Origin of the sequence: Streptococcus porcinus (assembly GCF_900475415.1) — a bacterium.
GTDB classification, from domain to species: Bacteria; Bacillota; Bacilli; order Lactobacillales; family Streptococcaceae; genus Streptococcus; species Streptococcus porcinus.
On record NZ_LS483388.1, the window covers coordinates 46,523 to 72,500 of the forward strand.

34 protein-coding genes, 1 tRNA gene and 2 rRNA genes (1 of these 37 only partly in view) are annotated in these 25,978 nt (G+C 39.1%); all 37 read left to right on the plus strand.

Annotation, left to right across the window (positions count from 1 at the left end):
• Complete coding sequence (locus DQM45_RS00320; RefSeq protein WP_003083154.1) at positions 1 to 402, plus strand: MORN repeat-containing protein; 402 nt, start codon at positions 1 to 3, stop codon at positions 400 to 402.
• Positions 399 to 2,177, plus strand: a complete 1,779-nt coding sequence (locus tag DQM45_RS00325; protein ID WP_003083437.1) for an acyltransferase family protein — start codon at positions 399 to 401, stop codon at positions 2,175 to 2,177. Before DQM45_RS00320 ends, DQM45_RS00325 begins: the two co-directional genes overlap by 4 nt.
• Before the next feature lie 156 nt (positions 2,178 to 2,333).
• On the plus strand, positions 2,334 to 4,982 hold the full coding sequence (adhE, locus tag DQM45_RS00330) for a bifunctional acetaldehyde-CoA/alcohol dehydrogenase (RefSeq protein WP_003084402.1): 2,649 nt from the start codon (positions 2,334 to 2,336) through the stop codon (positions 4,980 to 4,982).
• 354 nt (positions 4,983 to 5,336) lie between these two features.
• A complete protein-coding gene (thrC, locus tag DQM45_RS00335; RefSeq protein WP_003083944.1) occupies positions 5,337 to 6,821 on the plus strand; it encodes a threonine synthase in 1,485 nt (494 codons plus the stop codon).
• A 27-nt stretch (positions 6,822 to 6,848) separates the two neighbouring features.
• On the plus strand, positions 6,849 to 8,141 hold the full coding sequence (locus DQM45_RS00340) for an MATE family efflux transporter (RefSeq protein ID WP_039984723.1): 1,293 nt from the start codon (positions 6,849 to 6,851) through the stop codon (positions 8,139 to 8,141).
• Positions 8,142 to 8,335: 194 nt separating this feature from the next.
• Entirely contained in the window at positions 8,336 to 8,644 is a 309-nt protein-coding gene (gene rpsJ / locus DQM45_RS00345) for a 30S ribosomal protein S10 (protein ID WP_003046044.1), read from the plus strand.
• Between the two features lie 104 nt (positions 8,645 to 8,748).
• A complete protein-coding gene (gene rplC / locus DQM45_RS00350; RefSeq protein ID WP_003084890.1) occupies positions 8,749 to 9,375 on the plus strand; it encodes a 50S ribosomal protein L3 in 627 nt (208 codons plus the stop codon).
• 23 nt (positions 9,376 to 9,398) lie between these two features.
• Positions 9,399 to 10,022 (plus strand): 50S ribosomal protein L4, encoded by a 624-nt coding sequence (gene rplD / locus DQM45_RS00355; protein ID WP_003085489.1) that lies wholly within the window; start codon positions 9,399 to 9,401, stop codon positions 10,020 to 10,022.
• The gene (locus tag DQM45_RS00360) at positions 10,022 to 10,318 is read left to right on the plus strand and encodes a 50S ribosomal protein L23 (RefSeq protein ID WP_003083435.1); all 297 of its coding nucleotides are present in this window, start codon (positions 10,022 to 10,024) and stop codon (positions 10,316 to 10,318) included. Before rplD ends, DQM45_RS00360 begins: the two co-directional genes overlap by 1 nt.
• A gap of 17 nt (positions 10,319 to 10,335) precedes the next feature.
• Positions 10,336 to 11,169, plus strand: coding sequence for a 50S ribosomal protein L2 (gene rplB / locus DQM45_RS00365; protein WP_003085919.1), 834 nt, complete (start codon positions 10,336 to 10,338; stop codon positions 11,167 to 11,169).
• A gap of 92 nt (positions 11,170 to 11,261) precedes the next feature.
• Positions 11,262 to 11,540, plus strand: a complete 279-nt coding sequence (gene rpsS / locus DQM45_RS00370; RefSeq protein WP_000533765.1) for a 30S ribosomal protein S19 — start codon at positions 11,262 to 11,264, stop codon at positions 11,538 to 11,540.
• Positions 11,541 to 11,555: 15 nt separating this feature from the next.
• Positions 11,556 to 11,900 carry a 50S ribosomal protein L22 gene (gene rplV, locus DQM45_RS00375; protein ID WP_000818141.1) on the plus strand — a complete coding sequence of 115 codons (345 nt, stop codon included), beginning with the start codon at positions 11,556 to 11,558 and terminating at the stop codon, positions 11,898 to 11,900.
• Positions 11,901 to 11,912: 12 nt separating this feature from the next.
• Positions 11,913 to 12,566, plus strand: a complete 654-nt coding sequence (gene rpsC / locus DQM45_RS00380) for a 30S ribosomal protein S3 (protein WP_003084368.1) — start codon at positions 11,913 to 11,915, stop codon at positions 12,564 to 12,566.
• Positions 12,567 to 12,569: 3 nt separating this feature from the next.
• Positions 12,570 to 12,983 carry a 50S ribosomal protein L16 gene (gene rplP, locus DQM45_RS00385; RefSeq protein WP_003086024.1) on the plus strand — a complete coding sequence of 138 codons (414 nt, stop codon included), beginning with the start codon at positions 12,570 to 12,572 and terminating at the stop codon, positions 12,981 to 12,983.
• Between the two features lie 9 nt (positions 12,984 to 12,992).
• The gene (gene rpmC, locus DQM45_RS00390; protein ID WP_003084036.1) at positions 12,993 to 13,199 is read left to right on the plus strand and encodes a 50S ribosomal protein L29; all 207 of its coding nucleotides are present in this window, start codon (positions 12,993 to 12,995) and stop codon (positions 13,197 to 13,199) included.
• 27 nt (positions 13,200 to 13,226) lie between these two features.
• Positions 13,227 to 13,487 (plus strand): 30S ribosomal protein S17, encoded by a 261-nt coding sequence (gene rpsQ / locus DQM45_RS00395; RefSeq protein WP_003085717.1) that lies wholly within the window; start codon positions 13,227 to 13,229, stop codon positions 13,485 to 13,487.
• Between the two features lie 24 nt (positions 13,488 to 13,511).
• Positions 13,512 to 13,880, plus strand: a complete 369-nt coding sequence (gene rplN / locus DQM45_RS00400; protein WP_000615920.1) for a 50S ribosomal protein L14 — start codon at positions 13,512 to 13,514, stop codon at positions 13,878 to 13,880.
• A gap of 85 nt (positions 13,881 to 13,965) precedes the next feature.
• Entirely contained in the window at positions 13,966 to 14,271 is a 306-nt protein-coding gene (gene rplX / locus DQM45_RS00405) for a 50S ribosomal protein L24 (protein WP_003085307.1), read from the plus strand.
• A 23-nt stretch (positions 14,272 to 14,294) separates the two neighbouring features.
• Complete coding sequence (rplE, locus tag DQM45_RS00410) at positions 14,295 to 14,837, plus strand: 50S ribosomal protein L5 (RefSeq protein WP_003082717.1); 543 nt, start codon at positions 14,295 to 14,297, stop codon at positions 14,835 to 14,837.
• Between the two features lie 15 nt (positions 14,838 to 14,852).
• Complete coding sequence (locus DQM45_RS00415; RefSeq protein ID WP_002987746.1) at positions 14,853 to 15,038, plus strand: type Z 30S ribosomal protein S14; 186 nt, start codon at positions 14,853 to 14,855, stop codon at positions 15,036 to 15,038.
• A gap of 130 nt (positions 15,039 to 15,168) precedes the next feature.
• On the plus strand, positions 15,169 to 15,567 hold the full coding sequence (rpsH, locus tag DQM45_RS00420) for a 30S ribosomal protein S8 (protein WP_003085849.1): 399 nt from the start codon (positions 15,169 to 15,171) through the stop codon (positions 15,565 to 15,567).
• 202 nt (positions 15,568 to 15,769) lie between these two features.
• A complete protein-coding gene (gene rplF / locus DQM45_RS00425) occupies positions 15,770 to 16,306 on the plus strand; it encodes a 50S ribosomal protein L6 (protein ID WP_003084287.1) in 537 nt (178 codons plus the stop codon).
• A 96-nt stretch (positions 16,307 to 16,402) separates the two neighbouring features.
• A complete protein-coding gene (gene rplR / locus DQM45_RS00430) occupies positions 16,403 to 16,759 on the plus strand; it encodes a 50S ribosomal protein L18 (protein WP_003046068.1) in 357 nt (118 codons plus the stop codon).
• An 18-nt stretch (positions 16,760 to 16,777) separates the two neighbouring features.
• On the plus strand, positions 16,778 to 17,272 hold the full coding sequence (rpsE, locus tag DQM45_RS00435) for a 30S ribosomal protein S5 (protein WP_003082868.1): 495 nt from the start codon (positions 16,778 to 16,780) through the stop codon (positions 17,270 to 17,272).
• A gap of 14 nt (positions 17,273 to 17,286) precedes the next feature.
• Entirely contained in the window at positions 17,287 to 17,469 is a 183-nt protein-coding gene (gene rpmD / locus DQM45_RS00440; RefSeq protein ID WP_003084646.1) for a 50S ribosomal protein L30, read from the plus strand.
• 122 nt (positions 17,470 to 17,591) lie between these two features.
• Positions 17,592 to 18,032, plus strand: coding sequence for a 50S ribosomal protein L15 (rplO, locus tag DQM45_RS00445; RefSeq protein WP_003082606.1), 441 nt, complete (start codon positions 17,592 to 17,594; stop codon positions 18,030 to 18,032).
• A 16-nt stretch (positions 18,033 to 18,048) separates the two neighbouring features.
• Positions 18,049 to 19,353: a preprotein translocase subunit SecY gene (secY, locus tag DQM45_RS00450; protein ID WP_003084713.1), complete on the plus strand. Its 1,305-nt coding sequence runs from the start codon at positions 18,049 to 18,051 to the stop codon at positions 19,351 to 19,353.
• Between the two features lie 141 nt (positions 19,354 to 19,494).
• Positions 19,495 to 20,133, plus strand: a complete 639-nt coding sequence (locus DQM45_RS00455; RefSeq protein ID WP_003082700.1) for an adenylate kinase — start codon at positions 19,495 to 19,497, stop codon at positions 20,131 to 20,133.
• A 119-nt stretch (positions 20,134 to 20,252) separates the two neighbouring features.
• Positions 20,253 to 20,471, plus strand: coding sequence for a translation initiation factor IF-1 (infA, locus tag DQM45_RS00460; RefSeq protein WP_001040189.1), 219 nt, complete (start codon positions 20,253 to 20,255; stop codon positions 20,469 to 20,471).
• 25 nt (positions 20,472 to 20,496) lie between these two features.
• Positions 20,497 to 20,613 (plus strand): 50S ribosomal protein L36, encoded by a 117-nt coding sequence (gene rpmJ / locus DQM45_RS00465; protein WP_000868345.1) that lies wholly within the window; start codon positions 20,497 to 20,499, stop codon positions 20,611 to 20,613.
• Between the two features lie 17 nt (positions 20,614 to 20,630).
• Positions 20,631 to 20,996 (plus strand): 30S ribosomal protein S13, encoded by a 366-nt coding sequence (gene rpsM, locus DQM45_RS00470; RefSeq protein ID WP_003083837.1) that lies wholly within the window; start codon positions 20,631 to 20,633, stop codon positions 20,994 to 20,996.
• Positions 20,997 to 21,013: 17 nt separating this feature from the next.
• Positions 21,014 to 21,397, plus strand: a complete 384-nt coding sequence (gene rpsK, locus DQM45_RS00475) for a 30S ribosomal protein S11 (RefSeq protein ID WP_001118387.1) — start codon at positions 21,014 to 21,016, stop codon at positions 21,395 to 21,397.
• Between the two features lie 47 nt (positions 21,398 to 21,444).
• Positions 21,445 to 22,383: a DNA-directed RNA polymerase subunit alpha gene (locus DQM45_RS00480; RefSeq protein WP_003083434.1), complete on the plus strand. Its 939-nt coding sequence runs from the start codon at positions 21,445 to 21,447 to the stop codon at positions 22,381 to 22,383.
• Positions 22,384 to 22,397: 14 nt separating this feature from the next.
• Positions 22,398 to 22,784, plus strand: coding sequence for a 50S ribosomal protein L17 (gene rplQ, locus DQM45_RS00485; protein ID WP_003083490.1), 387 nt, complete (start codon positions 22,398 to 22,400; stop codon positions 22,782 to 22,784).
• 571 nt (positions 22,785 to 23,355) lie between these two features.
• Positions 23,356 to 24,904: ribosomal RNA gene (locus DQM45_RS00490) — 16S ribosomal RNA — on the plus strand.
• A 170-nt stretch (positions 24,905 to 25,074) separates the two neighbouring features.
• Positions 25,075 to 25,147, plus strand: a tRNA-Ala gene (locus DQM45_RS00495).
• A gap of 299 nt (positions 25,148 to 25,446) precedes the next feature.
• Positions 25,447 to 25,978, plus strand: a 23S ribosomal RNA gene (locus DQM45_RS00500) (it continues 2,373 nt past the right edge of the window).
• The 16S and 23S rRNA genes sit together here with 1 tRNA gene alongside, the layout of an rRNA operon.

Sequence of the window (25,978 nt, forward strand, 5' to 3'; positions counted from 1 at the left end):
ATGGAAAAAATAAAGACGTTCGTTCAAGAGTTAACTATTACGAGAGCAAAATTAGAGATTATTACGGTTATTATTTTAGTGGTTTGTGGACTGTCAGTCTTCGCCTTACACCATCGCGCTAAAGTGGCCCTGACTTATGATCATGGAAGAATTAAGTATACAGGATATGTCCTTAACCATCGGATGAATGGTAAAGGACAATTGACTTATGGTAACGGAGATATTTATAGTGGGGAATTTCGTGATGGTCAGTTTGGTGGACTGGGCACTTACAAAGCAAGTAGCGGCTGGTCATATAGTGGTCATTTTAAAAATGGTCAAGCTGATGGTAAAGGTATTTTAAAAGCAAAAAATAGTAAGGTTTATAAAGGGACCTTTAAACAGGGGATTTATCAAAAATGAGAATAAAATGGTTTTCTTTTATTAGGGTAACAGGACTACTTCTTGTTTTACTCTACCACTTCTTTAAGAATAGTTTTCCTGGGGGCTTTATCGGTGTTGATATCTTCTTTACCTTTTCTGGTTTTCTGATTACGGCACTTTTAATTGATGAATATTCTAAGAATAATAAAATTGATTTAATAGGTTTTTACCGCCGGCGTTTTTATCGAATCGTGCCTCCTTTAGTACTTATGGTTCTTTTGGTAATGCCATTTACTTTTTTAGTTAAATCAGATTTTGTGGCAAGTATTGGTCATCAAATAGCCGCTACGCTTGGATTCACAACTAATCTTTATGAAATTTGGACGGGAAGTAGTTACGAGAGTCAATTTATACCTCATCTTTTTGTTCATACTTGGAGCCTAGCAATTGAAGTTCATTTCTATCTTTTGTGGGGCTTGTTGGTGTGGTACTTAGGAAAGCAAAAAAATCAGGATAAGCAGTTTCGTGGTTTGCTTTTTGCAGTTTCCGCTGCCTTCTTTTTAATTAGTTTTGTAACGATGTTTGCCAGAGCATTCTTCGTCAATAACTTTTCTTTAATTTATTTTTCAAGTATAGCTCATATTTTCCCATTCTTTATTGGTTCCATGTTTGCGACGATTTCAGGAATTAAGGATACAACAATTCGTTTCCAAAAAAATGTTCGGCTATGGCCTAGGAAATATGTGATTGGTGTTATGGCAGGTGCTTTTGTTCTGCTCTTTCTTTTAACCTTATCTTTGAACTTTAACCACATTATCACTTATCTTTTTGGTTTCATACTGGCTAGTCTTTTTACGGCAGTTATGATTTATGCTGCAAGGGTCTTAAATGATCAAACTCCTGATGTTGAGGAACCTAAAGTCGTTACCTATATTGCTGATGTTAGCTATGGCGTCTACCTTTTTCATTGGCCTTTCTATATCATTTTTACGCAATTGATGTCTAATTGGCTAGCTGTTAGCTTGACCACTTTCTTTTCTTTCTTATTTGCCTCTTTATCATATTATGTAGTAGAACCATTAATTGCTGGAAAAACGCCAAATCTTTTTGGCTTAAAACTAGATTTGAAGCCTTATGTAAAATGGTTTGCGCTAGGAGCGTTAGCTTTGTTATTAGTTACTTTAGGTCGAAGTATGATGGCACCTACAGTCGGTAAATTTGAAACGGATTTATTAGTTGGTGGTCTACAGCAGAGTCAAAGTAGTATGAACCGAACGCATACTTTGGCAGCAGGGGATGCAAATGCTTTAAGTGATATTAGTATCATTGGGGACTCTGTTGCTCTAAGGTCGCAATCGGCTTTCACTAAAATTATGCCAGCAGCGCAGTTAGATGCTGCCGTTAGTCGTAATTTCTCGCAGGCGTATGAAATTCTTGATAATCGTATTAAGAGTCGCTCTTTGTCCAAAACAACTGTTTTAGCTGTTGGAGTAAACTCTTTAGATAATTACAAATCTGATTTACAAGCTTTTATTAAGGATCTCCCTAAAGGAAGTCGTTTAGTAATTGTCTCACCATATAATGCTAATAATTTAACGCAAGTTGCTGAAGTTCGTAATTACGAGCTTACTTTAGCTAAGAAGTATTCTTATGTTACCGTTGCTGATTGGTATAAAGAAGCTGTTGCTAATCCAGATATTTGGGTGGGAACAGATGGTGTTCATTATAGTAATACCGACACAAAAGGTGCTGAATTATACGTTACTACAATAAAAAACACAGTAGAAAAAGCAGCTAAATTGCATGCAAAATAAGGCCTATTAAGGTCTTATTTTTTTACAGGAAAAGTTTGAAAAAAAATTCACAAATTTATTGTGAAACTATTTACAAACTTATTTTTTGTGGTATAATAATTCTTGTAAATAAATTGTGAAACTTTTAACAAGTTGTATCATTAAGAGGAGAATATGATGGTTGAAACAAAATTAACACCTGAACAAAAGCTTGAAGAGGCACAAAAGCATGTTGATGAGTTGGTTCAAAAAGGGCTTGTCGCTTTAAATGAATTTAGAAAACTCAATCAAGAGCAGGTGGACTATATCGTAGCTAAAGCTTCTGTTGCAGCCCTTGACGCTCACGGAATTCTTGCAATGCACGCTTTTGAAGAAACTGGCCGAGGTGTTTTTGAAGATAAAGCAACTAAAAACTTGTTTGCTTGTGAGCATGTTGTTAATAATATGCGTCATACCAAAACAGTTGGAATTATTGAAGAAGATGATACTACTGGTTTAACCTTAATTGCTGAACCGGTAGGGGTTATCTGTGGGGTTACTCCAACAACAAATCCGACTTCGACAGCAATCTTTAAATCACTGATTGCTTTGAAAACTCGTAATCCAATTGTCTTTGGATTCCACCCATCAGCTCAAGAGTCTTCAGCTCACGCAGCACAAATCGTCCGTGATGCAGCTATTGCAGCGGGTGCTCCTGAAAACTGTATCCAGTGGATTACAAAACCATCTATGGAAGCTACTGGAGCTTTGATGAATCACGATGGTATTGCAACAATACTTGCAACTGGTGGTAATGCCATGGTTCGTGCAGCGTACTCATGCGGAAAACCTGCACTTGGTGTAGGAGCCGGTAACGTTCCTGCTTATGTGGAAAAATCAGCAAATATTCGTCAGGCTGCACATGATATTGTTATGTCTAAATCATTTGATAATGGTATGGTTTGTGCTTCTGAACAAGCTGTTATCATCGATAAAGAAATTTACGATAACTTTGTTGAAGAATTTAAATCATACAAAACTTATTTTGTTAATAAAAAAGAGAAAGCCCTTCTTGAAGAATTCTGTTTTGGCGTTAAATCAAATAGCAAAGATTGTGCTGGTGCCAAATTGAATGCTGATATCGTAGGGAAACCAGCAGCTTGGATTGCTGAACAAGCAGGTTTTAAAGTTCCAGAGGGAACAAATATTTTAGCAGCTGAATGTGCAGAAGTTGGTGTTAAAGAGCCTTTAACTCGTGAAAAGCTTTCTCCAGTTATTGCTGTGCTTAAGTCTGATTCAACTGAAGATGGTCTCAAAAAAGCTCGTCAAATGGTTGAATTCAACGGGCTTGGTCACTCAGCTGCAATTCATACTAAAGATGAAGAACTTGCTAAGCGTTTTGGAACAGAAATGAAAGCAATGCGTATCATTTGGAATTCACCTTCAACATTTGGTGGTATTGGTGACGTTTATAATGCATTTATCCCATCATTAACCTTAGGATGTGGCTCATATGGACGTAACTCAGTAGGTGATAATGTTAGTGCTATCAACCTCTTAAATATCAAAAAAGTAGGAAGACGTAGAAATAATATGCAATGGTTTAAAGTTCCTTCAAAAACATACTTCGAACGTGATTCTATTCAATATTTACAAAAAGCACGCGATGTTGAACGTGTTATGATTGTAACGGACCATGCAATGGTTGAGCTTGGTTTCTTAAATAAAATTATTGAACAACTTGATCTTCGTCGGAATAAGGTTGTTTACCAAATTTTTGCAGATGTTGAACCTGATCCAGATATCTCAACTGTTCAAAAAGGTACTGAATTAATGCGTACCTTTAAACCTGATACGATTATTGCACTTGGTGGTGGCTCACCAATGGATGCCGCTAAGGTAATGTGGTTATTCTACGAGCAGCCAGAAGTTGATTTCCGTGATCTGGTTCAAAAATTCATGGATATCCGTAAACGCGCCTTTAAATTCCCTGAACTTGGTAAGAAAACAAAATTCATTGCTATTCCAACAACTTCAGGTACTGGTTCAGAAGTAACACCATTTGCCGTTATCTCTGATAAGCAAAATAACCGTAAATACCCTATTGCTGATTACTCATTAACACCAACTATTGCTATTGTTGACCCAGCATTAGTACTAACAGTTCCTGGATTTATTGCTGCAGATACTGGTATGGATGTCTTGACGCATGCAACAGAAGCTTATGTATCACAATTAGCTAATGACTTTACAGATGGTCTTGCACTTCAAGCAATTAAAATTGTCTTTGAAAATCTAGAACGCTCTGTTAAAGAGGCTGACTTTGAGTCTCGTGAAAAAATGCATAATGCTTCAACGATGGCTGGTATGGCTTTTGCAAATGCATTCCTAGGGATGAGCCACTCAATGGCGCATAAAATTGGAGGAGTACATCACACTATTCACGGTCGTACCAATGCCATCCTTCTTCCATACGTTGTTCGTTACAATGGTACTCGTCCAGCTAAAACGTCAACTTGGCCAAAATATAACTACTGGAAAGCAGATGAAAAATATCAAGATATTGCTCGTATGTTAGGTTTACCATGTTCAACTCCGGAAGAAGCAGTAGCTTCTTATGCTCAGGCTATTTATGACTTGGGTGAACGTGTTGGTATCAAGATGAACTTTAAAGATCAAGGTATTGACGAAAAAGAGTGGATGGACAGTTTAAATGAAATTGCGCTTCTTGCTTATGAAGATCAATGTTCACCAGCAAATCCACGCTTACCATTAGTGGCTGATATGAAAGAAATTATGGCTGATGCTTATTATGGTTATGGTGAAAGACCAGGTCGTCTCAAATAAATTTTAATTTGTTTTCTGTAATACAAAATACCCAGTTTCCTTATTTTCTGGGTATTTTCCCATGTTTTATTTGTAAAAGTATTATTATTCTATTTACGTTCTAGGTACTTAGCGTTATAATATAGCTGACATTTCAAGTTAATTGTAGGAGGTAAGGATTATGGCTGAACGGTTTTATAACCTTTTAGCACTTGTCTGGATCGGTATAGCGGGTACAGACTCTCGCTGGGTAAATTAGTCTGAAAAAGGAGGTCTCTGTTGGCTAGACAGAACCTCCTTTTTATTAGGCTTCCCTCCCAATTCCTTTAATTTATGGTACAATAGCAAAAAGACATGCAAAGATGAGGAAAACTTATGGGATTAATTTATCAATCAACACGTGACGCTAATAATCGTGTAAGCGCTAGTCAGGCTATTCTTAACGGGCTTGCCAGTGATGGAGGCTTGTTTACACCATTAGAAATGCCGAAGCTTGACTTGAATTTTGACAAACTAAAGGATGCAACTTATCAAGAAGTAGCAAAGTTAGTTATGTCAGCCTTTTTTGATGATTTTACAGAAGAAGAGCTAGATCATTGCATCGTTGCAGCTTATAATCAAAAGTTTGACACTACTGAAATAGCCCCTCTTGTGACTCTTAAAGACTATCACAATTTGGAATTGTTTCATGGTTCAACCATTGCTTTTAAAGATATGGCCTTGTCAATTTTGCCACACTTATTAACAATAGCGGCCAAAAAGCAGGGGGTCTCAAATAAAGTTGTGATTTTAACTGCAACTTCTGGAGATACAGGTAAGGCAGCGATGGCTGGTTTTGCGGATGTCCCTGGAACGGAGATTATTGTTTTCTATCCTAAAAATGGTGTCAGCAAGATTCAAGAATTACAGATGACAACCCAAAAAGGGGGTAATGTCCATGTGGTGGCTATTGATGGTAATTTTGATGATGCCCAGACAGATGTTAAGCGTATGTTTAATGATTCTCTTTTGGCTAAGAAATTATTGGCAAAAGGGATGCAACTCTCTTCAGCGAACTCCATGAATATCGGGCGCTTAATTCCTCAAGTGGTTTACTATGTGTATGCTTATGCGCAACTGGTAAAAAAGCACAGCATTGTAGATGGTGATTTGATTAATATTGTGGTTCCAACTGGTAACTTTGGTAATATCTTAGCAGCTTATTATGCTAAAGAAATAGGGGTACCGATAGCTAAATTGATTTGTGCCTCAAATGAAAATAATGTCTTGACAGATTTTTTTGAGAGCCAAGTTTATGATAAGAAACGGGAGTTTAAGGTAACAAGTAGTCCGTCAATGGATATTTTGGTATCATCTAATTTGGAACGTTTGATTTTTCATCTGCTAGGTAATGATGCTGAGAAAACGAAGGCTTTGATGGACGACTTAGTAACTAATGGTCAATATCGCTTAGAAGCTGTTGAGCAGGAAATCTTAACTATTTTTGAAGCAGGATTTGCAACAGAAGCTGAAACCGAAACTGAGATTAAGACTATTTTTGAAGCTAATGGCTACGTTATTGATCCTCACACAGCGGTTGCTTCATCAGTTTATCGACGCTACTATCAAGAGACTGGAGATATTAATCCGACAGTTCTGGCGTCTACAGCCAGTCCGTACAAGTTTCCAAGAGTGGTAGTCGAATCTATTAATGGTCAAACTTTATCGGACGATTTTGAAGCTGTAAAACAATTAGAAGTGATATCTAAAGTTGCTATTCCAGATGCGGTGAAAGCTCTTAATCAAGCACCTATTTTACATAAGACACTGGTTGAAACCAAGGATATGCAAAGTGCGGTTGAGAATTATTTAGGAGTCTAAGAAGCAGATGGCTTCTTGTTGGTTTATATGAATGTGTTAAATAGAAAGAAGATTCTAAGGATAGCCTTGCCAGCGATGGTGGAAAATCTTTTGCAAATGTTGATGGGCTTTGTTGATAACTTTTTGGTCGCACAAATCTCGTTAATAGCAGTCTCTGGCGTGGCTATGGCTAATAATGTGATTACGGTTTACCAGGCACTTTTCATTGCTCTTAGCTCAGCTATATCTAGTCTTTTGGCACGCAGTATTGGTCAAAATGACGAGACTAAAGAAATAGAATATATGGCCAAGGCTATCATGGTAACCCTGTTACTGTCCCTTTTGTTAGGTCTATTTAATCTTTTTCTGGGATCTTTTACTCTTAGGTTGCTTGGTGCTAATGGTGACCTTGTCAAAATTGGTTACAAATATCTTTCTGTTGTTGGGGGAATGATTCTTAGTTTAGGCTTATTGACTAGTCTAGGTACCATTGTAAGAGTGCATGGGATGAGTAAACTACCTATGCACGTTAGTTTTTTGACTAATATTTTAAATGCTATATTATCTTCTTTATCAATTTATCTTTTTCACTTTGGTATTATGGGTGTAGCTTGGTCTACGGTTTTTTCTAGACTGATTGGTATTATTGTTTTAGCAAGTTTTCTTCCTATTAAAAAGATAATAAAGTCAATGACCCTAAAAATTGATTGGGAGATGTTCTCACTAGCACTACCAGCGGCTGGTGAGCGTTTGATGATGCGTCTTGGAGATTTGCTGATTTTAACGATTATTGTTCATTTTGGAACGGAAGTCTTAGCTGGAAATGCAATAGGTGAAACCATTAGTCAGTTTAACTATATGCCGGGGATGGCAGTAGCGACAGCTTCGGTGATTCTGGTGGCTAATCTTGTAGGAAGTCAAAAAGAAGATCAGATTCACTTATTTATTAGAGATGCATTTATGTTATCTACTTTGGTAATGGTTCTCTTTAGTTTTCTTATTTTTCTATCTACTCCTTTATTAGTCCCCTTATTTACAGTTAATCATCAGGCTTATAAGGCTGCTGAAGTTGTACTTCTTTTTTCGCTACTGAGTGCACCGGCTACTTCAGGGACGTTGGTTTACACAGCTTTATGGCAAGGACTGGGAAATGCTAAGTTACCTTTTTATGCGACAAGTATTGGGATGTGGCTTATTAGAATTATAGTTGGCTACTTACTTGGAATTCAGTTTAAGTTTGGTTTAGAAGGAGTATGGTTAGCAACAGCCTTGGATAATTTGACAAGATGGTTAATTCTAAAAAGAGTATATGATAAAAGAAAAAGTTTCAATGTAAATTGAAACTTTTTCTTATTCTTTCTATATAAGTACTTGCAAAGCAAAGGTAAATCTGTTATTATACTATGGTGCTGTAAAAATTACAGCTTTAGCTATGATACGAGAGGTTGCGACACGCTCGGTTGCATTGCCACGCAACACGTGTTGGTTTTCTCGGGGAGCTAGCCTATTATCGTAAATAGACGAGAGGAGAAAAGATGGCAAATAAAAAAATCCGTATCCGTTTGAAAGCGTACGAACACCGTACTCTTGATACAGCGGCAGAAAAAATCGTTGAAACTGCAACACGTACAGGTGCAACAGTAGCTGGACCTGTTCCACTTCCAACAGAACGCAGTCTTTACACAATTATTCGTGCGACTCACAAATATAAGGACTCTCGCGAACAATTTGAAATGCGTACTCACAAACGTCTTATCGACATTGTGAATCCAACTCAAAAAACTGTGGACGCTCTTATGAAGCTGGACTTACCAAGTGGTGTTAACGTAGAAATCAAATTATAAATTGATTTCTGAGCACAAAAAACGCTCGTAAAAAACTTTTTTGAGCACAAAAAACGCTCATTAAAAACTTTTTGAAATAAAATAAGAAAAGGAAATATTTTCTCATGACAAAAGGAATCTTAGGGAAAAAAGTGGGAATGACTCAAATCTTCACTGAATCAGGTGAATTTATCCCTGTTACTGTCATCGAAGCAACTCCAAACGTTGTGCTTCAAGTTAAAACCGTTGAAACAGATGGTTATGAAGCAGTACAAGTTGGTTTTGATGACAAACGCGAAGTATTGAGCAACAAACCTGCCAAAGGCCATGTAGCAAAAGCTAACACAGCTCCTAAGCGCTTCATTCGTGAATTCAAAAACATTGAAGGCTTAGAAGTTGGTGCAGAAATCACTGTTGATACATTTGAAGCTGGAGATGTCGTTGATGTAACGGGTACTTCAAAAGGTAAAGGTTTCCAAGGTGTTATCAAACGTCACGGTCAATCACGCGGACCTATGGCTCATGGTTCTCGTTACCATCGTCGTCCAGGTTCAATGGGACCTGTTGCGCCTAACCGTGTTTTCAAAAATAAACACTTAGCAGGACGTATGGGTGGAAACCGTGTTACAATTCAAAATCTTGAAATTGTACAAGTAATTCCAGAGAAAAACGTTATCCTCATCAAGGGTAATGTACCAGGTGCTAAGAAATCTCTTATCACTATCAAATCAGCAGTTAAAGCTGCTAAATAATCAGAAAGGAGAAAACAGTTAAAATGGCAAACGTAAAACTATTTGACCAAACTGGTAAAGAAGTTAGTTCAGTTGAATTAAACGATGCTATCTTCGGTATCGAACCAAACGAATCAGTTGTCTTTGATGTTGTAATCAGCCAACGGGCTAGCCTTCGCCAAGGTACTCATGCGGTTAAAAACCGTTCAGCAGTATCTGGTGGTGGTCGTAAACCATGGCGTCAAAAAGGAACTGGACGTGCTCGTCAAGGTTCTATCCGTTCACCACAATGGCGTGGTGGTGGAATTGTCTTCGGACCAACTCCACGCTCATACGGATACAAACTTCCCCAAAAAGTTCGTCGCCTTGCTTTGAAATCAGTTTACTCAGCAAAAGTTGCTGAAGATAAATTTGTAGCTGTAGAAGGCCTTTCATTTGCAGCACCAAAAACTGCTGAATTTGCAAAAGTTCTTTCAGCGCTAAGTATCGATACAAAAGTACTTGTTATCGTTGAAGAAGGAAATGAATTTGCAGCATTATCTGCTCGTAACCTTCCAAACGTTAAAGTTGCAACTGCAACAACTGCAAGTGTTCTTGATATTGTAAATAGCGATAAACTTCTTGTTACTAAAGAAGCAATCTCTACAATTGAGGAGGTTCTTGCATAATGAATTTGTATGACGTAATTAAAAAACCAGTTATCACTGAAAAATCAATGTATGCTCTTGAAGAAGGTAAATACACTTTTGAAGTTGATACTCGTGCGCACAAACTCCTTATCAAACAAGCTATTGAAGCTGCATTTGAAGGAGTTAAAGTAGCTAACGTGAATACTGTCAACGTTAAACCAAAAGCAAAACGCGTTGGTCGTTACACAGGCTTCACTTCAAAAACAAAAAAAGCTATCGTCACTCTTACAGCTGATTCTAAAGCAATCGAGTTGTTCGCAGCAGAAGCTGAATAATCTAAGGAGGAAATAACGTGGGTATTAAAGTTTATAAACCAACGACAAATGGCCGTCGTAACATGACTTCTTTGGATTTTGCTGAAATTACAACAAGCACGCCTGAGAAATCATTGCTTGTTTCTCTTAAAAACAAAGCTGGTCGTAACAACAATGGTCGTATCACTGTTCGTCACCAAGGTGGCGGTCACAAACGTCATTATCGTGTGATTGACTTCAAACGTAACAAAGATGGCGTTGAAGCAATTGTTAAAACTATCGAGTATGATCCAAACCGCACTGCGAATATTGCATTGGTTAACTACACTGATGGTGTTAAAGCTTACATCATTGCACCAAAAGGTCTTGAAGTAGGTCAACGTATCGTTTCAGGTCCAGATGCTGATATTAAAGTTGGTAATGCTTTGCCACTTGTTAATATCCCAGTTGGTACAGTTATCCATAACATCGAAATGAAACCTGGTAAAGGTGGAGAACTTGTTCGTGCAGCTGGAGCTTCTGCTCAAGTATTGGGTCAAGAAGGTAAATATGTGCTTGTTCGTCTTCAATCAGGCGAAGTACGTATGATTCTTGGAACATGTCGTGCAACAATTGGTTCAGTTGGTAATGAGCAACAATCACTTGTTAACATTGGTAAAGCAGGACGTAACCGTTGGAAAGGAATCCGCCCAACAGTTCGTGGTTCTGTAATGAACCCTAACGATCACCCACACGGTGGTGGTGAAGGTAAAGCGCCAGTTGGACGTAAATCACCAATGACACCATGGGGCAAACCAGCACTTGGTCTTAAAACTCGTAATAAGAAAGCAAAATCTAGCAAGCTTATCGTACGTCGTCGTAACGATAAATAGTAGATTTCTAAATTCTTAAATCACTTCCGCCAACTCGGTAGTCACTAGTGGCAAGCCGTTGTGGTACATTATTTAAAGGAGAATACTACAAAATGGGACGTAGTCTTAAAAAAGGACCTTTCGTCGATGAGCATTTGATGAAAAAAGTTGAAGCTCAGGCAAATGACGAAAAGAAAAAAGTAATTAAAACTTGGTCACGTCGTTCAACGATTTTCCCAAGCTTTATCGGATATACAATCGCAGTTTATGATGGACGTAAACATGTACCTGTTTACATTCAAGAGGACATGGTAGGTCACAAACTTGGTGAATTCGCACCAACTCGTACTTACAAAGGTCACGCAGCTGACGACAAGAAAACACGTCGTTAATAGGAGGAGGACACAATGGCAGAAATTACTTCAGCTAAAGCAATGGCTCGTACAGTCCGTGTTTCACCTCGTAAAACACGTTTAGTACTTGATCTTATCCGTGGTAAGAACGTTGCTGACGCAATCGCAATCTTAAAATTCACTCCAAACAAAGCAGCTCGTGTTATTGAGAAAACTCTTAACTCAGCAATTGCTAATGCAGAGAATAACTTTGGTTTGGAAAAAGCTAACTTGGTAGTATCTGAAACATTCGCAAATGAAGGACCTACAATGAAACGTTTCCGTCCGCGTGCGAAAGGTTCAGCTTCACCAATCAATAAACGTACAACTCACGTAACAGTAGTTGTATCAGAAAAATAAGGAGGTAAAATCGTGGGTCAAAAAGTACATCCAATTGGTATGCGTGTCGGGATCATCCGTGACTGGGATGCAAAATGGTATGCTGAAAAAGAATACGCGGATTACCTTCATGAAGATCTTTCAATCCGTAAATTCATTCAAAAAGAATTAGCAGAAGCATCAGTTTCTACAATTGAAATTGAACGTGCTATCAATAAAGTTATCGTTTCATTACATACTGCAAAACCAGGTATGGTTATCGGTAAAGGTGGAGCAAATGTTGATACGCTTCGTGCTCAACTTAACAAATTAACTGGAAAACAAGTTCATATCAACATTATTGAAATCAAATCACCAGATCTTGATGCTCATCTTGTTGGTGAAAATATTGCTCGTCAACTTGAGCAACGTGTTGCTTTCCGTCGTGCTCAAAAACAAGCGATCCAACGTACAATGCGTGCTGGAGCTAAAGGGATTAAAACTCAGGTTTCAGGTCGTTTGAACGGTGCAGATATTGCCCGTGCTGAAGGATATTCAGAAGGAACTGTTCCTCTTCACACACTTCGTGCGGATATCGACTACGCTTGGGAAGAAGCAGACACTACATATGGTAAACTTGGTGTTAAAGTTTGGATCTATCGTGGTGAAGTTCTTCCGGCTCGTAAAAACACTAAAGGAGGCAAATAACAAATGTTAGTACCTAAACGTGTTAAACACCGTCGTGAGTTCCGTGGGAAAATGCGTGGTGAAGCAAAAGGTGGAAAAGAAGTATCATTTGGTGAATACGGTCTTCAAGCTACAACTAGCTCATGGATTACAAACCGCCAAATCGAAGCTGCTCGTATCGCAATGACTCGTTATATGAAACGTGGTGGTAAAGTTTGGATCAAAATTTTCCCTCATAAATCTTACACTGCTAAAGCTATCGGGGTTCGTATGGGTTCTGGTAAAGGTGCACCTGAAGGATGGGTATCACCAGTTAAACGTGGTAAAGTGATGTTCGAAATCGCTGGTGTTTCTGAAGAAGTTGCACGTGAAGCATTCCGTCTTGCTGGCCATAAATTACCAGTTAAAGTTAAATTCGTAAAACGCGAAGCAGAATAAGGAGAAGACATGAAACTTGAAGAAATCAAAAAGTTTGTTGCTGAGCTTCGTGGCTTGTCTCAAGAAGAGCTTGCTAAAAAAGAAAACGAACTCAAGAAAGAACTTTTCGACCTTCGTTTTCAAGCTGCAGCAGGTCAACTTGATCAAACTGCTCGCTTAAACGAAGTTAAAAAGCAAATTGCACGTATTAAAACTGTGCAAACTGAAATGAAGTAATAGATTGGGAAAGGAGAAATTCTAATAATGGAACGTAATCAACGTAAAACCCTTGTTGGACGTGTCGTATCTGACAAGATGGATAAAACAATCACTGTTATAGTTGAAACAAAACGTAACCACCCAGTCTATGGTAAACGTATCAACTATTCAAAAAAATATAAAGCACATGACGAAAACAACCTTGCTAAAGAAGGCGATATTGTTCGTATCATGGAAACTCGTCCACTATCAGCTACAAAACGTTTCCGTCTTGTAGAGGTATTGGAAAAAGCTGTTATTATCTAATCAAACTAAAAGGAGAAAATTGAAATGATTCAACAAGAAACTCGCTTGAAAGTTGCTGATAATAGCGGTGCCCGTGAAATCTTGACTATCAAAGTACTTGGTGGTTCAGGACGTAAATTCGCTAACATCGGTGACGTGATCGTTGCTTCTGTAAAACAAGCTACTCCTGGAGGAGCAGTTAAAAAAGGTGATGTTGTGAAAGCAGTTATCGTTCGTACAAAAACTGGTGCTCGCCGTCCAGACGGTTCATACATCAAGTTTGACGACAACGCTGCAGTAATTATCCGTGACGATAAAACTCCTCGCGGAACTCGTATCTTTGGCCCTGTCGCACGTGAATTACGTGAAGGTGGCTACATGAAGATCGTTTCACTTGCACCGGAAGTACTTTAATTTTAAATAATTACACAAACTAAGTCCCCTAGGTTTTCCTAGGGTGCCCCTAGGGCGTAAGAAATTATATAGGAGAAAAACTCAAATGTTTGTAAAAAAAGGCGACAAGGTTCGCGTTATTGCTGGTAAGGACAAAGGAACTGAAGCAGTAGTTCTTAAAGTTCTTCCAAAAGTTAACAAAGTTGTTGTTGAAGGTGTTGGAATGATCAAAAAACACCAAAAACCTAACACAGAAAACCCTCAAGGTGCTATTGTTGAAAAAGAAGCACCAATCCACGTGTCAAACGTTCAAGTACTTGACAAAAATGGTGTAGCTGGTCGTGTTGGTTATAAAGTTGTTGACGGCAAAAAAGTTCGTTACAGCAAAAAATCAGGCGAAGTGCTTGATTAATCACGAAGGAAAGGAGAAGCATAATGGCAAATCGTTTAAAAGAAAAATATACTAACGAAGTAATCCCTGCGTTGTCAGAGAAATTTAATTACTCTACAGTTATGGCTGTACCACGTGTTGAGAAAATTGTTCTTAACATGGGTGTTGGTGATGCTGTTTCTAACGCAAAAAATCTTGAAAAAGCTGCTGCAGAATTAGAGCTTATTTCAGGTCAAAAACCACTTATTACTAAAGCTAAGAAATCAATCGCTGGCTTCCGTCTTCGTGAAGGTGTTGCGATCGGTGCGAAGGTTACTCTTCGTGGCGAACGTATGTACGAATTCCTAGACAAATTAGTTAGCGTTTCACTTCCTCGTGTTCGTGATTTCCACGGAGTACCAACTAAATCATTTGATGGTCGTGGTAACTACACACTTGGCGTGAAAGAACAACTTATCTTCCCAGAAATCAACTTCGATGATGTTGATAAAGTACGTGGTCTTGATATCGTAATCGTCACTACTGCAAATACTGACGAAGAATCACGTGAATTGCTTAAAGGCCTTGGAATGCCTTTTGCAAAATAATAGGGGGTAAATAAATTGGCTAAAAAATCTATGATTGCTAAAAACAAACGTCCTGCGAAACACTCTACGCAAGCTTATACTCGCTGTGAAAAATGTGGACGTCCACATTCAGTTTACCGTAAGTTCAAACTTTGCCGTGTTTGCTTCCGTGAATTGGCTTACAAAGGTCAAATTCCAGGTGTTGTAAAAGCTTCTTGGTAATTTGAAAATAACTAGTAAATTGTTTGTACAATTTATACTAGAATGCTGCTGATACAATGTATCACTTGCCTTCGGGCACATTAACTAGCAAGTGATGAAATCAAACTGCTAGTAAGAGGAGAAATATAAAATGGTTATGACTGACCCAATTGCTGACTTTTTAACACGTATTCGTAATGCAAACCAAGTTAAACACGAAGTGTTAGAAGTACCAGCTTCAAACATCAAAAAAGGGATTGCTGAAATCCTTAAACGTGAAGGTTTTGTAAAAAATGTTGAAGTGATTGAAGACGATAAACAAGGAATCATTCGTGTTTTCCTTAAATATGGTCAAAATGGCGAACGCGTTATCACTAACTTAAAACGTATTTCAAAACCGGGTCTTCGTGTTTATACAAAACGTGAAGATGTTCCTAAAGTTCTTAACGGACTTGGAATTGCAATTATCTCAACTTCTGAAGGTCTTTTAACTGACAAAGAAGCTCGCCAAAAAAATGTTGGTGGAGAAGTTATTGCATACGTTTGGTAAAATTAAGGTACAAAGGACGTAAAAATCCGTATGAAAATAGGAGGCTGATGTTGAAGTTTTTAGACTTCAAGGGAGCCTGTCTTTTTCACTAGGATTTTAGTCCGTGTTCAATTTTGAAACAATAATTGAAGGTATCTAATCTATCAAACCCCCGTGAAAACTAGCCTCAACGGCTTGATAATCTAACAGGAGAAATGAAAACATGTCACGTATTGGTAATAAAATTATTGCTATCCCTGCAGGTGTTGAACTAACAAACGATAACAATGTCGTAACAGTTAAAGGCCCTAAAGGAGAGCTCACTCGTGAGTTCAATAAAAATATTGAAATTAAAGTTGAAGGTGCGGAAATTACAGTTGTTCGCCCTAATGACTCTAAAGAAATGAAAACAATCCACGGAACAACTCGTGCTTTGTTGAATAACATGGTGCAAGGTGTTTCTGAAGGGTTTAAAAAAGAACTTGAAATGAAGGGTGTCGGTTATCGTGCTCAACTTCAAGGCAACAAATTAGTTCTTTCAGTTGGTAAGTCTCACCAAGACGAAGTAGAAGCACCAGAAGGAATTACTTTCTCACTTGCTAATCCAACTTCAATCACTGTTGAAGGTATTAGTAAAGAAAAAGTTGGCCAAACTGCTGCTTATATTCGTAGCTTACGTTCACCAGAACCTTATAAAGGTAAAGGTATTCGTTATGTTGGTGAATATGTACGCCTTAAAGAAGGTAAAACTGGTAAATAGTGATTTCATTGACTTGATCAGAAATTTCTGGTCAACAGATGAAATAAGTGCTGATTTGTTATAAAACAAATGTTTAAAAATTAAGAGGTGAAAATTGTGATTTCTAAACCAGATAAAAATAAAATCCGCCAAAAACGCCATCGTCGTGTCCGCGGTAAACTCTCTGGAACTGCAGAACGCCCACGTTTGAACGTATTTCGTTCTAATACAGGCATCTACGCTCAAGTAATTGATGACGTAGCGGGTGTAACGCTCGCAAGCGCATCAACTCTTGATAAAGACGTTTCAAAAGGAACAAAAACTGAACAAGCCGTTGTAGTCGGCAAACTTGTTGCTGAACGTGCAGTGGCTAAAGGTATTTCTGAAGTGGTGTTTGACCGCGGTGGATATCTCTATCACGGACGTGTTAAAGCTTTAGCTGATGCAGCTCGTGAAAACGGATTGAAATTCTAATAGGGAGGACACAAAATAATGGCATTTAAAGATAATGCAGTTGAACTTGAAGAACGCGTTGTTGCTATCAACCGTGTTACAAAAGTTGTAAAAGGTGGACGTCGTCTTCGCTTTGCAGCTCTTGTAGTTGTTGGTGATGGTAATGGTCGTGTTGGTTTCGGAACTGGTAAAGCTCAAGAAGTACCAGAAGCTATTCGTAAAGCTGTTGAAGCAGCTAAAAAGAATATGATCGAAGTACCAATGGTTGGTACAACAATTCCTCACGAAGTTTTCACTAACTTTGGTGGAGCAAAAGTATTGTTGAAACCAGCTGTAGAAGGTTCTGGAGTTGCCGCAGGTGGCGCAGTTCGTGCCGTTGTGGAATTGGCAGGTATTGCTGATATTACTTCAAAATCACTTGGTTCAAATACTCCAATCAACATTGTTCGTGCAACTGTTGAAGGTTTGAAACAGCTTAAACGTGCAGAAGAAGTTGCTGCTTTGCGTGGCGTTTCAGTTTCTGACTTAGCTTAAGAAAGGAGATTACAATGGCTCAAATTAAAATTACTTTGACTAAGTCTCCAATCGGGCGTAAACCAGAACAACGTAAAACTGTTCAAGCTCTTGGACTTGGTAAATTAAACTCTTCAGTTGTTAAAGAAGATAATGCTGCTATCCGTGGTATGGTTACAGCTATCTCTCATTTATTAACAGTCGAAGACGTTAAATAAAAATGGTTTAAGTCGTAGGGAATTGCTCTGCGACTTATAGTTGATTATATGTATAGGCGAGTTTCTATGGGGAGTCCTTTCCCCTCATAGAGGCGCTAGCATTTTACAAAAAAGGAGAAAAAATGAAACTTCATGAATTAAAAGCTGCTGAAGGCTCACGTAAAGTACGCAACCGTGTAGGTCGTGGTTCTTCATCAGGTAACGGTAAAACATCTGGACGCGGACAAAAAGGTCAAAACTCACGTAGTGGTGGTGGCGTTCGTTTAGGTTTTGAAGGTGGACAAACTCCATTGTTCCGTCGCATGCCAAAACGTGGATTCTCAAACATCAATACTAAAGAGTACGCTCTTGTTAACCTTGATCAATTAAACGTATTTGAAGATGGTACTGAAGTAACACCAGTTGTTCTTAAAGAAGCTGGTATCGTTCGTGCTGAAAAATCAGGCGTTAAAATTCTTGGTAACGGTGAATTGACTAAAAAATTGACTGTCAAAGCAGCTAAATTCTCAAAATCTGCTGAAGCAGCAATTACTGCTAAAGGTGGTTCAAGCGAAGTCATTTAATGAGGGGTAACTCATTATGTTCTTAAAAATACTTAAAGATGCACTAAAAATAAAGACGGTAAGACAAAAAATATTGTATACAATCTTTATTATTCTCATATTCCGTATTGGGACACATATCACTGTTCCTGGCGTTAATGCAAAGAGCTTAGAGCAATTGAGTGAACTTCCTTTTCTTAATATGTTGAACTTGGTTAGTGGTAATGCTATGAGAAACTTTTCTGTTTTCTCTATGGGGGTAAGTCCTTATATTACCGCGTCTATCGTTGTTCAACTATTACAGATGGATATTTTACCCAAATTTGTTGAATGGGGTAAACAAGGTGAAGTAGGTCGTCGTAAGTTAAATCAAGCGACACGGTATATCTCCTTGGGACTAGCCTTTATTCAATCAATCGGGATTACGGCAGGTTTTAATAGCTTGTCAAATGTTGCTTTAGTTTCAACACCAAACGTTAAAACATATTTATTAATTGGTGCTTTGTTAACAACAGGTAGTGTTATTGTGACCTGGTTAGGAGAACAAATTACAGCTAAGGGGTTTGGAAATGGTGTTTCGATGATTATCTTTGCAGGTATCATTTCATCAATTCCAAATGCAATTGCTACAGTATATGAAGACTATTTTGTGAATGTTAAGGCAGGAGATATTCAATCATCATACCTTATTGTTGGAGTCTTAATTTTTGCTGTACTAGCGATTGTCTTCTTTACAACATTTGTTCAACAAGCGGAATACAAAATTCCAATCCAATATACAAAACTTGTTCAGGGTGCACCAACAAGCTCGTATCTTCCTTTAAAAGTTAATCCAGCAGGCGTTATTCCCGTTATCTTTGCTAGCTCGATTACGACCATTCCAAGTACTCTTATTCCTTTCTTTCAAAATGGAAGAGATATTCCATGGCTAACAAAACTGCAAGACATTTTGAATTATCAGTCTCCGACTGGCATGATCGTTTATGCATTTTTGATTATATTATTCTCATTCTTCTATACTTTTGTACAAGTTAATCCTGAGAAAACAGCTGAAAATCTGCAGAAGAATTCGTCCTATATTCCAAGTGTTCGACCTGGACGTGAAACAGAATTATATATGTCATCCTTGCTTAAAAAATTGGCCACTTTAGGTTCTATTTTCTTAGCGTTTATCTCTCTTGTTCCAATTGCGGCACAGCAAACATTGAACCTCTCCTCAGGCATTGCCCTAGGGGGAACAAGCTTGCTCATCTTGATTTCGACAGGAATTGAAGGGATGAAACAACTTGAAGGCTATCTTCTAAAAAGAAAGTATGTCGGATTTATGAATACAGCAGAATAGAATATAGGTTGACATTGTCAACCTTCTATTTTGTTTTCAGGTGATAGTAAGACTTGGTCAGATTTCTTATTATCATTTGAAAACAAAAACACAAAATGAAGTTATTCATTTTTACTATTTTTAGTCAAAGAGGAGATTGACATGAATCTTTTAATTATGGGTTTACCAGGAGCAGGAAAAGGAACTCAAGCATCAAAAATTGTTGATGAATTTGGTGTTATTCATATCTCAACTGGTGACATGTTCCGTGCAGCGATGGCTAACCAAACTGAAATGGGAAAATTAGCCAAATCTTATATTGATAAAGGTGATTTAGTACCAGATGAAGTAACAAACGGTATCGTTAAGGAGCGCCTATCACAAGAAGATATCAAAGCAAAAGGTTTCTTGTTGGATGGCTACCCACGGACTATCGAGCAAGCTCATGCTTTAGATGAAACGCTTGAATCTTTAGGCTTAAGACTTGATGGTGTTATTAATATTGATGTTAACCCAGAATCCCTAGTTGAACGTTTGAGTGGTCGAATTATCCATAAGAAAACTGGCGAAACTTTCCATAAAGTCTTTAATCCACCAGCTGGTAACTATGATGAAAATGATTATTACCAACGTGAGGATGATAAGCCTGAAACTGTCAAACGTCGTCTAGATGTGAATATCGCGCAAGGACAACCAATACTTGACCACTACCGTAAAATAGGTATCGTCCATGATATTAAAGGTGATCAAGAAATACCACAAGTTTTTGTTGATATCAAAGAAGTTATCGATAGTCTATGATTTTTCTCTCAAAAAACTTGCGAAAGTTGAAGTGAAGTGCTATAATAGGCTAGTCTGACTTATAATTGTTACCTCTGTGCTCAGAGGACATCAAATCGAAATTTAGGGGGTGCTTTTGCGTGGCAAAAGAAGACGTGATTGAAATTGAAGGCAAAGTTGTAGAGACGATGCCAAATGCAATGTTTACTGTTGAATTAGAAAATGGGCACCAAATTCTAGCAACTGTATCAGGGAAAATCCGTAAAAATTACATTCGTATTTTAGTAGGTGACCGTGTTACTGTAGAAATGAGTCCGTATGATTTAACACGTGGACGCATCACATACCGCTTTAAATAGTCGAAATAATTGGAGGGATTAAAACATGAAGGTAAGACCATCGGTTAAACCAATTTGCGAATACTGTAAAGTTATTCGTCGTAACGGTCGTGTTATGGTGATTTGTCCAACAAATCCAAAACACAAACAACGTCAAGGATAATATAGAAAGGAGAAAAAATGGCTCGTATAGCTGGAGTTGATATTCCAAATGATAAACGCGTAGTAATTTCACTTACTTATGTTTACGGTATTGGTCTTGCAACATCACAAAAAATCTTAGCTGCTGCTGGTATTTCTGAAGATATCCGTGTTAAAGATTTAACAAGTGACCAAGAAGATGCAATCCGTCGCGAAATCGATTCAATCAAAGTTGAAGGTGACCTTCGTCGTGAAGTTAACTTAAACATCAAACGCTTGATGGAAATCGGATCATACCGTGGAATTCGTCACCGTCGTGGACTTCCTGTCCGTGGACAAAACACAAAAAACAACGCTCGCACTCGTAAAGGTAAACCTACTGCGATTGCTGGTAAGAAAAAATAAAATAGGAGGTAAAAAAATTGGCTAAACCAACACGTAAACGTCGTGTGAAAAAGAACATCGAATCTGGTGTTGCCCATATTCACGCTACATTTAATAACACTATTGTTATGATTACAGATGTTCATGGTAATGCTCTCGCATGGTCATCAGCGGGTGCGCTTGGCTTCAAAGGATCTCGTAAATCAACTCCTTTTGCTGCTCAAATGGCTGCTGAAGCTGCTGCAAAATCTGCACAAGAACATGGTCTAAAAACTGTTGAAGTTACTGTAAAAGGCCCTGGTTCAGGTCGTGAATCTGCTATTCGTGCACTTGCTGCTGCAGGTCTTGAAGTGACTGCAATTCGTGACGTGACTCCTGTACCACATAACGGTGCTCGTCCTCCAAAACGTCGTCGTGTATAATCATAATTACTATATAGTACACAAGTTTCGTTTCGAGGGGTGAAAAAATGATTGAGTTTGAAAAACCAACAATAACAAAAATTGATGAAAATAAAGATTACGGCAGATTTGTCATCGAACCACTAGAACGTGGTTACGGAACAACTCTCGGTAATTCACTTCGTCGTGTACTCTTGTCTTCCTTACCAGGTGCGGCAGTTACATCAATCAAAATTGATGGGGTATTACACGAATTTGATACAATCCCAGGTGTACGTGAAGATGTTATGCAAATTATCCTTAATGTAAAAGGGCTTGCAGTAAAATCTTACGTAGAAGACGAAAAGATGATCGAACTTGATGTTGAAGGTCCTGCAGAAGTAACTGCTGGCGACATTTTAACAGATAGCGACATTGAACTTGTTAACCCAGATCATTATCTCTTTACTATCGCTGAAGGTCATTCACTAAAAGCAACTATGACTGTTGCTAAAAAGCGTGGATATGTCCCTGCAGAAGGTAATAAAAAAGATGATGCACCTGTAGGAACATTGGCTGTTGATTCTATCTACACGCCGGTTAAAAAAGTTAATTATCAAGTTGAGCCTGCCCGTGTTGGTAGTAATGATGGCTTTGATAAATTAACAATTGAAATCATGACAAATGGAACAATCATTCCTGAAGATGCATTAGGTCTGTCTGCTCGAGTTTTAATTGAACACTTGAACCTCTTTACAGATTTAACAGAAGTTGCAAAAGCAACGGATGTTATGAAAGAAACTGAAAAAGTGAACGATGAAAAAGTACTTGACCGAACAATTGAGGAGCTTGATTTGTCCGTACGCTCATATAACTGTCTAAAACGTGCAGGAATTAACACTGTATTTGATTTAACAGAAAAATCTGAGCCTGAAATGATGAAAGTTCGCAACCTTGGACGTAAAAGTCTTGAAGAAGTTAAGGTTAAACTTGCTGATTTAGGTTTGGGACTAAAAAACGATAAATAATATAGGAGGACAAAATGGCTTACCGTAAACTAGGACGCACTAGCTCACAACGTAAAGCAATGCTTCGTGATTTAACGACTGACTTATTAATCAACGAAACAATTGTTACAACTGAAGCACGTGCAAAAGAAATCCGTAAAACAGTTGAAAAAATGATTACTTTAGGTAAACGTGGTGATCTTCATGCTCGTCGTCAAGCAGCTGCTTACGTACGTAATGAAATTGCATCAGAAAACTATGATGAAGCAACAGATAAATATTCATCTAAAACAGCTCTTCAAAAACTTTTTGATGATATCGCACCTCGTTACGCTGAACGTAATGGTGGATACACACGTATTCTTAAAACAGAACCACGCCGTGGAGATGCTGCTCCAATGGCAATTATTGAATTAGTATAATTTTTATCAATTTTGTTGAGTGTTATGATGGTGGAACGTCCTTTATTTCGTTCTTAGTCTAGCTCTGGTCTACCGCTAGGAAGAATTCCTAGCGGGAACACTCATCATATTGTTAGGGTAACGCTTGTTTACGAAATACGTCTAGTTTTAGAGGGATTTCGCAAGCAGGCGTTTTGTTATGCCTAAAAAGTCCATGAAGGGCTCTTGGGAGCTTACTAATACCTAATGGACTATCTTGAACAGAACTGTCTTAAATTGGCTTTTAAATAGCTTATAAAATAATTTAAAAATTTTAAAAAAAGACCTTGACAAAGAGACAAAAGGTAGGTATACTAATAAAGTTGCTAAAAGAGCAGCACAGTTATCATCAGAGTCAAATAAACTGAAAAAAGTTATTGACAAAGCAGGAGATAGCTGATAGAATAAAATAGTTGTCTCGTAAGAGATGCAAGACCTTTGAGAACTGAATAAGACAAGAAAAACCAAACGTGAGGGTGATATGCAAGACATATTACCCGTCAAGCAAAAGCAATAAATCTGTCAGCGACAGAAAGAACGAGAAAGTTCAAACTAAAATGAGAGTTTGATCCTGGCTCAGGACGAACGCTGGCGGCGTGCCTAATACATGCAAGTAGAACGCAGAGGACAGGTGCTTGCACCAGTCTAATGAGTTGCGAACGGGTGAGTAACGCGTAGGTAACCTACCTTATAGCGGGGGATAACTATTGGAAACGATAGCTAATACCGCATGAAAGTAGAAGACCCATGTCATCTACTTAAAAGGGGCAACTGCTCCACTATGAGATGGACCTGCGTTGTATTAGCTAGTTGGTGAGGTAAAGGCTCACCAAGGCGACGATACATAGCCGACCTGAGAGGGTGATCGGCCACACTGGGACTGAGACACGGCCCAGACTCCTACGGGAGGCAGCAGTAGGGAATCTTCGGCAATGGGGGGAACCCTGACCGAGCAACGCCGCGTGAGTGAAGAAGGTTTTCGGATCGTAAAGCTCTGTTGTTAGAGAAGAACGGTAATGGGAGTGGAAAATCCATTACGTGACGGTAACTAACCAGAAAGGGACGGCTAACTACGTGCCAGCAGCCGCGGTAATACGTAGGTCCCGAGCGTTGTCCGGATTTATTGGGCGTAAAGCGAGCGCAGGCGGTTTGATAAGTCTGAAGTTAAAGGCTGTGGCTTAACCATAGTTCGCTTTGGAAACTGTCAAACTTGAGTGCAGAAGGGGAGAGTGGAATTCCATGTGTAGCGGTGAAATGCGTAGATATATGGAGGAACACCGGTGGCGAAAGCGGCTCTCTGGTCTGTAACTGACGCTGAGGCTCGAAAGCGTGGGGAGCAAACAGGATTAGATACCCTGGTAGTCCACGCCGTAAACGATGAGTGCTAGGTGTTAGGCCCTTTCCGGGGCTTAGTGCCGGAGCTAACGCATTAAGCACTCCGCCTGGGGAGTACGACCGCAAGGTTGAAACTCAAAGGAATTGACGGGGGCCCGCACAAGCGGTGGAGCATGTGGTTTAATTCGAAGCAACGCGAAGAACCTTACCAGGTCTTGACATCCTTCTGACCGGCCTAGAGATAGGCTTTCTCTTCGGAGCAGAAGTGACAGGTGGTGCATGGTTGTCGTCAGCTCGTGTCGTGAGATGTTGGGTTAAGTCCCGCAACGAGCGCAACCCCTATTGTTAGTTGCCATCATTAAGTTGGGCACTCTAGCGAGACTGCCGGTAATAAACCGGAGGAAGGTGGGGATGACGTCAAATCATCATGCCCCTTATGACCTGGGCTACACACGTGCTACAATGGTTGGTACAACGAGTCGCAAGCCGGTGACGGCAAGCTAATCTCTTAAAGCCAATCTCAGTTCGGATTGTAGGCTGCAACTCGCCTACATGAAGTCGGAATCGCTAGTAATCGCGGATCAGCACGCCGCGGTGAATACGTTCCCGGGCCTTGTACACACCGCCCGTCACACCACGAGAGTTTGTAACACCCGAAGTCGGTGAGGTAACCATTTAGGAGCCAGCCGCCTAAGGTGGGATAGATGATTGGGGTGAAGTCGTAACAAGGTAGCCGTATCGGAAGGTGCGGCTGGATCACCTCCTTTCTAAGGAAATGGAAGACGTTTGGTCTTGTCTTATTTAGTTTTGAGAGGTCTTATTTAAGTTATGAGAACGTTAAGAAATCTGTATGAAAAAGATTTTAGTTTGAATACAATTAAGCTTCACGTAATAGAATAGTACCACCACTAATAATGTAACAACCAGTTTATTAGTCGGGGCCTTAGCTCAGCTGGGAGAGCGCCTGCTTTGCACGCAGGAGGTCAGCGGTTCGATCCCGCTAGGCTCCATAGGATATAAGTCCACCTAAACTTAATAATAAGTGAAGTTGAACACGCAACTAACTTCCTAGGAAAATAGATAATCTTCCTTGTGTGCAAGCACACTGTGTCAGAATCCTAATTTTCTACAGAAGTTTCGCTAAAGCGAGCGTTGCTTTGTATCCTAAACATAGTCCATTGAAAATTGAATAACTATATCAAATTCCACGATCATTAAAATGATTGTAGAAAAGTAACAAGAAATAAACCGAAAAAAAGATAAACGCGAACATATTAAAAAAAATAAGAAGGTCGAAAGACTGGAATAAGGTTAAGTTAATAAGGGCGCACGGTGGATGCCTTGGCACTAGAAGCCGAAGAAGGACGTGACTAACGACGAAATGCTTTGGGGAGCTGTAAGTAAGCGCTGATCCAGAGATGTCCGAATGGGGGAACCCACTAACTAATGGTTAGTATCCATGACTATAAAGGTCATGAGAAGGAAGACGCAGTGAACTGAAACATCTAAGTAGCTGCAGGAAGAGAAAGCAAACGCGATTGCCTTAGTAGCGGCGAGCGAAACGGCAGGAGGGCAAACCGAGGAGTTTACTCCTCGGGGTTGTAGGACTGCGACGTGGGACTTTAATTTAATAGAAGAATTACCTGGGAAGGTAAGCCAAAGAGAGTAATAGCCTCGTATTTAAAATTGAATTGAGCCCTAGCAGTATCCTGAGTACGGCGAGACACGCGAAATCTCGTCGGAATCTGGGAGGACCATCTCCCAACCCTAAATACTCTCTAGTGACCGATAGTGAACCAGTACCGTGAGGGAAAGGTGAAAAGCACCCCGGGAGGGGAGTG

Excerpts from the sequence above, each read along its gene's own strand:
- DQM45_RS00320 (WP_003083154.1), top strand. The coding sequence starts at position 1 with ATGGAAAAAATAAAGACGTTCGTTCAAGAGTTAACTATTACGAGAGCA.
- DQM45_RS00325 (WP_003083437.1), top strand. The coding sequence starts at position 399 with ATGAGAATAAAATGGTTTTCTTTTATTAGGGTAACAGGACTACTTCTT.
- adhE (WP_003084402.1), top strand. The coding sequence starts at position 2,334 with ATGGTTGAAACAAAATTAACACCTGAACAAAAGCTTGAAGAGGCACAA.
- thrC (WP_003083944.1), top strand. The coding sequence starts at position 5,337 with ATGGGATTAATTTATCAATCAACACGTGACGCTAATAATCGTGTAAGC.
- DQM45_RS00340 (WP_039984723.1), top strand. The coding sequence starts at position 6,849 with ATGAATGTGTTAAATAGAAAGAAGATTCTAAGGATAGCCTTGCCAGCG.
- rpsJ (WP_003046044.1), top strand. The coding sequence starts at position 8,336 with ATGGCAAATAAAAAAATCCGTATCCGTTTGAAAGCGTACGAACACCGT.
- rplC (WP_003084890.1), top strand. The coding sequence starts at position 8,749 with ATGACAAAAGGAATCTTAGGGAAAAAAGTGGGAATGACTCAAATCTTC.
- rplD (WP_003085489.1), top strand. The coding sequence starts at position 9,399 with ATGGCAAACGTAAAACTATTTGACCAAACTGGTAAAGAAGTTAGTTCA.
- DQM45_RS00360 (WP_003083435.1), top strand. The coding sequence starts at position 10,022 with ATGAATTTGTATGACGTAATTAAAAAACCAGTTATCACTGAAAAATCA.
- rpsS (WP_000533765.1), top strand. The coding sequence starts at position 11,262 with ATGGGACGTAGTCTTAAAAAAGGACCTTTCGTCGATGAGCATTTGATG.
- rplV (WP_000818141.1), top strand. The coding sequence starts at position 11,556 with ATGGCAGAAATTACTTCAGCTAAAGCAATGGCTCGTACAGTCCGTGTT.
- rplP (WP_003086024.1), top strand. The coding sequence starts at position 12,570 with ATGTTAGTACCTAAACGTGTTAAACACCGTCGTGAGTTCCGTGGGAAA.
- rpmC (WP_003084036.1), top strand. The coding sequence starts at position 12,993 with ATGAAACTTGAAGAAATCAAAAAGTTTGTTGCTGAGCTTCGTGGCTTG.
- rpsQ (WP_003085717.1), top strand. The coding sequence starts at position 13,227 with ATGGAACGTAATCAACGTAAAACCCTTGTTGGACGTGTCGTATCTGAC.
- rplN (WP_000615920.1), top strand. The coding sequence starts at position 13,512 with ATGATTCAACAAGAAACTCGCTTGAAAGTTGCTGATAATAGCGGTGCC.
- rplX (WP_003085307.1), top strand. The coding sequence starts at position 13,966 with ATGTTTGTAAAAAAAGGCGACAAGGTTCGCGTTATTGCTGGTAAGGAC.
- rplE (WP_003082717.1), top strand. The coding sequence starts at position 14,295 with ATGGCAAATCGTTTAAAAGAAAAATATACTAACGAAGTAATCCCTGCG.
- rpsH (WP_003085849.1), top strand. The coding sequence starts at position 15,169 with ATGGTTATGACTGACCCAATTGCTGACTTTTTAACACGTATTCGTAAT.
- rplF (WP_003084287.1), top strand. The coding sequence starts at position 15,770 with ATGTCACGTATTGGTAATAAAATTATTGCTATCCCTGCAGGTGTTGAA.
- rpsE (WP_003082868.1), top strand. The coding sequence starts at position 16,778 with ATGGCATTTAAAGATAATGCAGTTGAACTTGAAGAACGCGTTGTTGCT.
- rpmD (WP_003084646.1), top strand. The coding sequence starts at position 17,287 with ATGGCTCAAATTAAAATTACTTTGACTAAGTCTCCAATCGGGCGTAAA.
- rplO (WP_003082606.1), top strand. The coding sequence starts at position 17,592 with ATGAAACTTCATGAATTAAAAGCTGCTGAAGGCTCACGTAAAGTACGC.
- secY (WP_003084713.1), top strand. The coding sequence starts at position 18,049 with ATGTTCTTAAAAATACTTAAAGATGCACTAAAAATAAAGACGGTAAGA.
- DQM45_RS00455 (WP_003082700.1), top strand. The coding sequence starts at position 19,495 with ATGAATCTTTTAATTATGGGTTTACCAGGAGCAGGAAAAGGAACTCAA.
- rpmJ (WP_000868345.1), top strand. The coding sequence starts at position 20,497 with ATGAAGGTAAGACCATCGGTTAAACCAATTTGCGAATACTGTAAAGTT.
- rpsM (WP_003083837.1), top strand. The coding sequence starts at position 20,631 with ATGGCTCGTATAGCTGGAGTTGATATTCCAAATGATAAACGCGTAGTA.
- DQM45_RS00480 (WP_003083434.1), top strand. The coding sequence starts at position 21,445 with ATGATTGAGTTTGAAAAACCAACAATAACAAAAATTGATGAAAATAAA.
- rplQ (WP_003083490.1), top strand. The coding sequence starts at position 22,398 with ATGGCTTACCGTAAACTAGGACGCACTAGCTCACAACGTAAAGCAATG.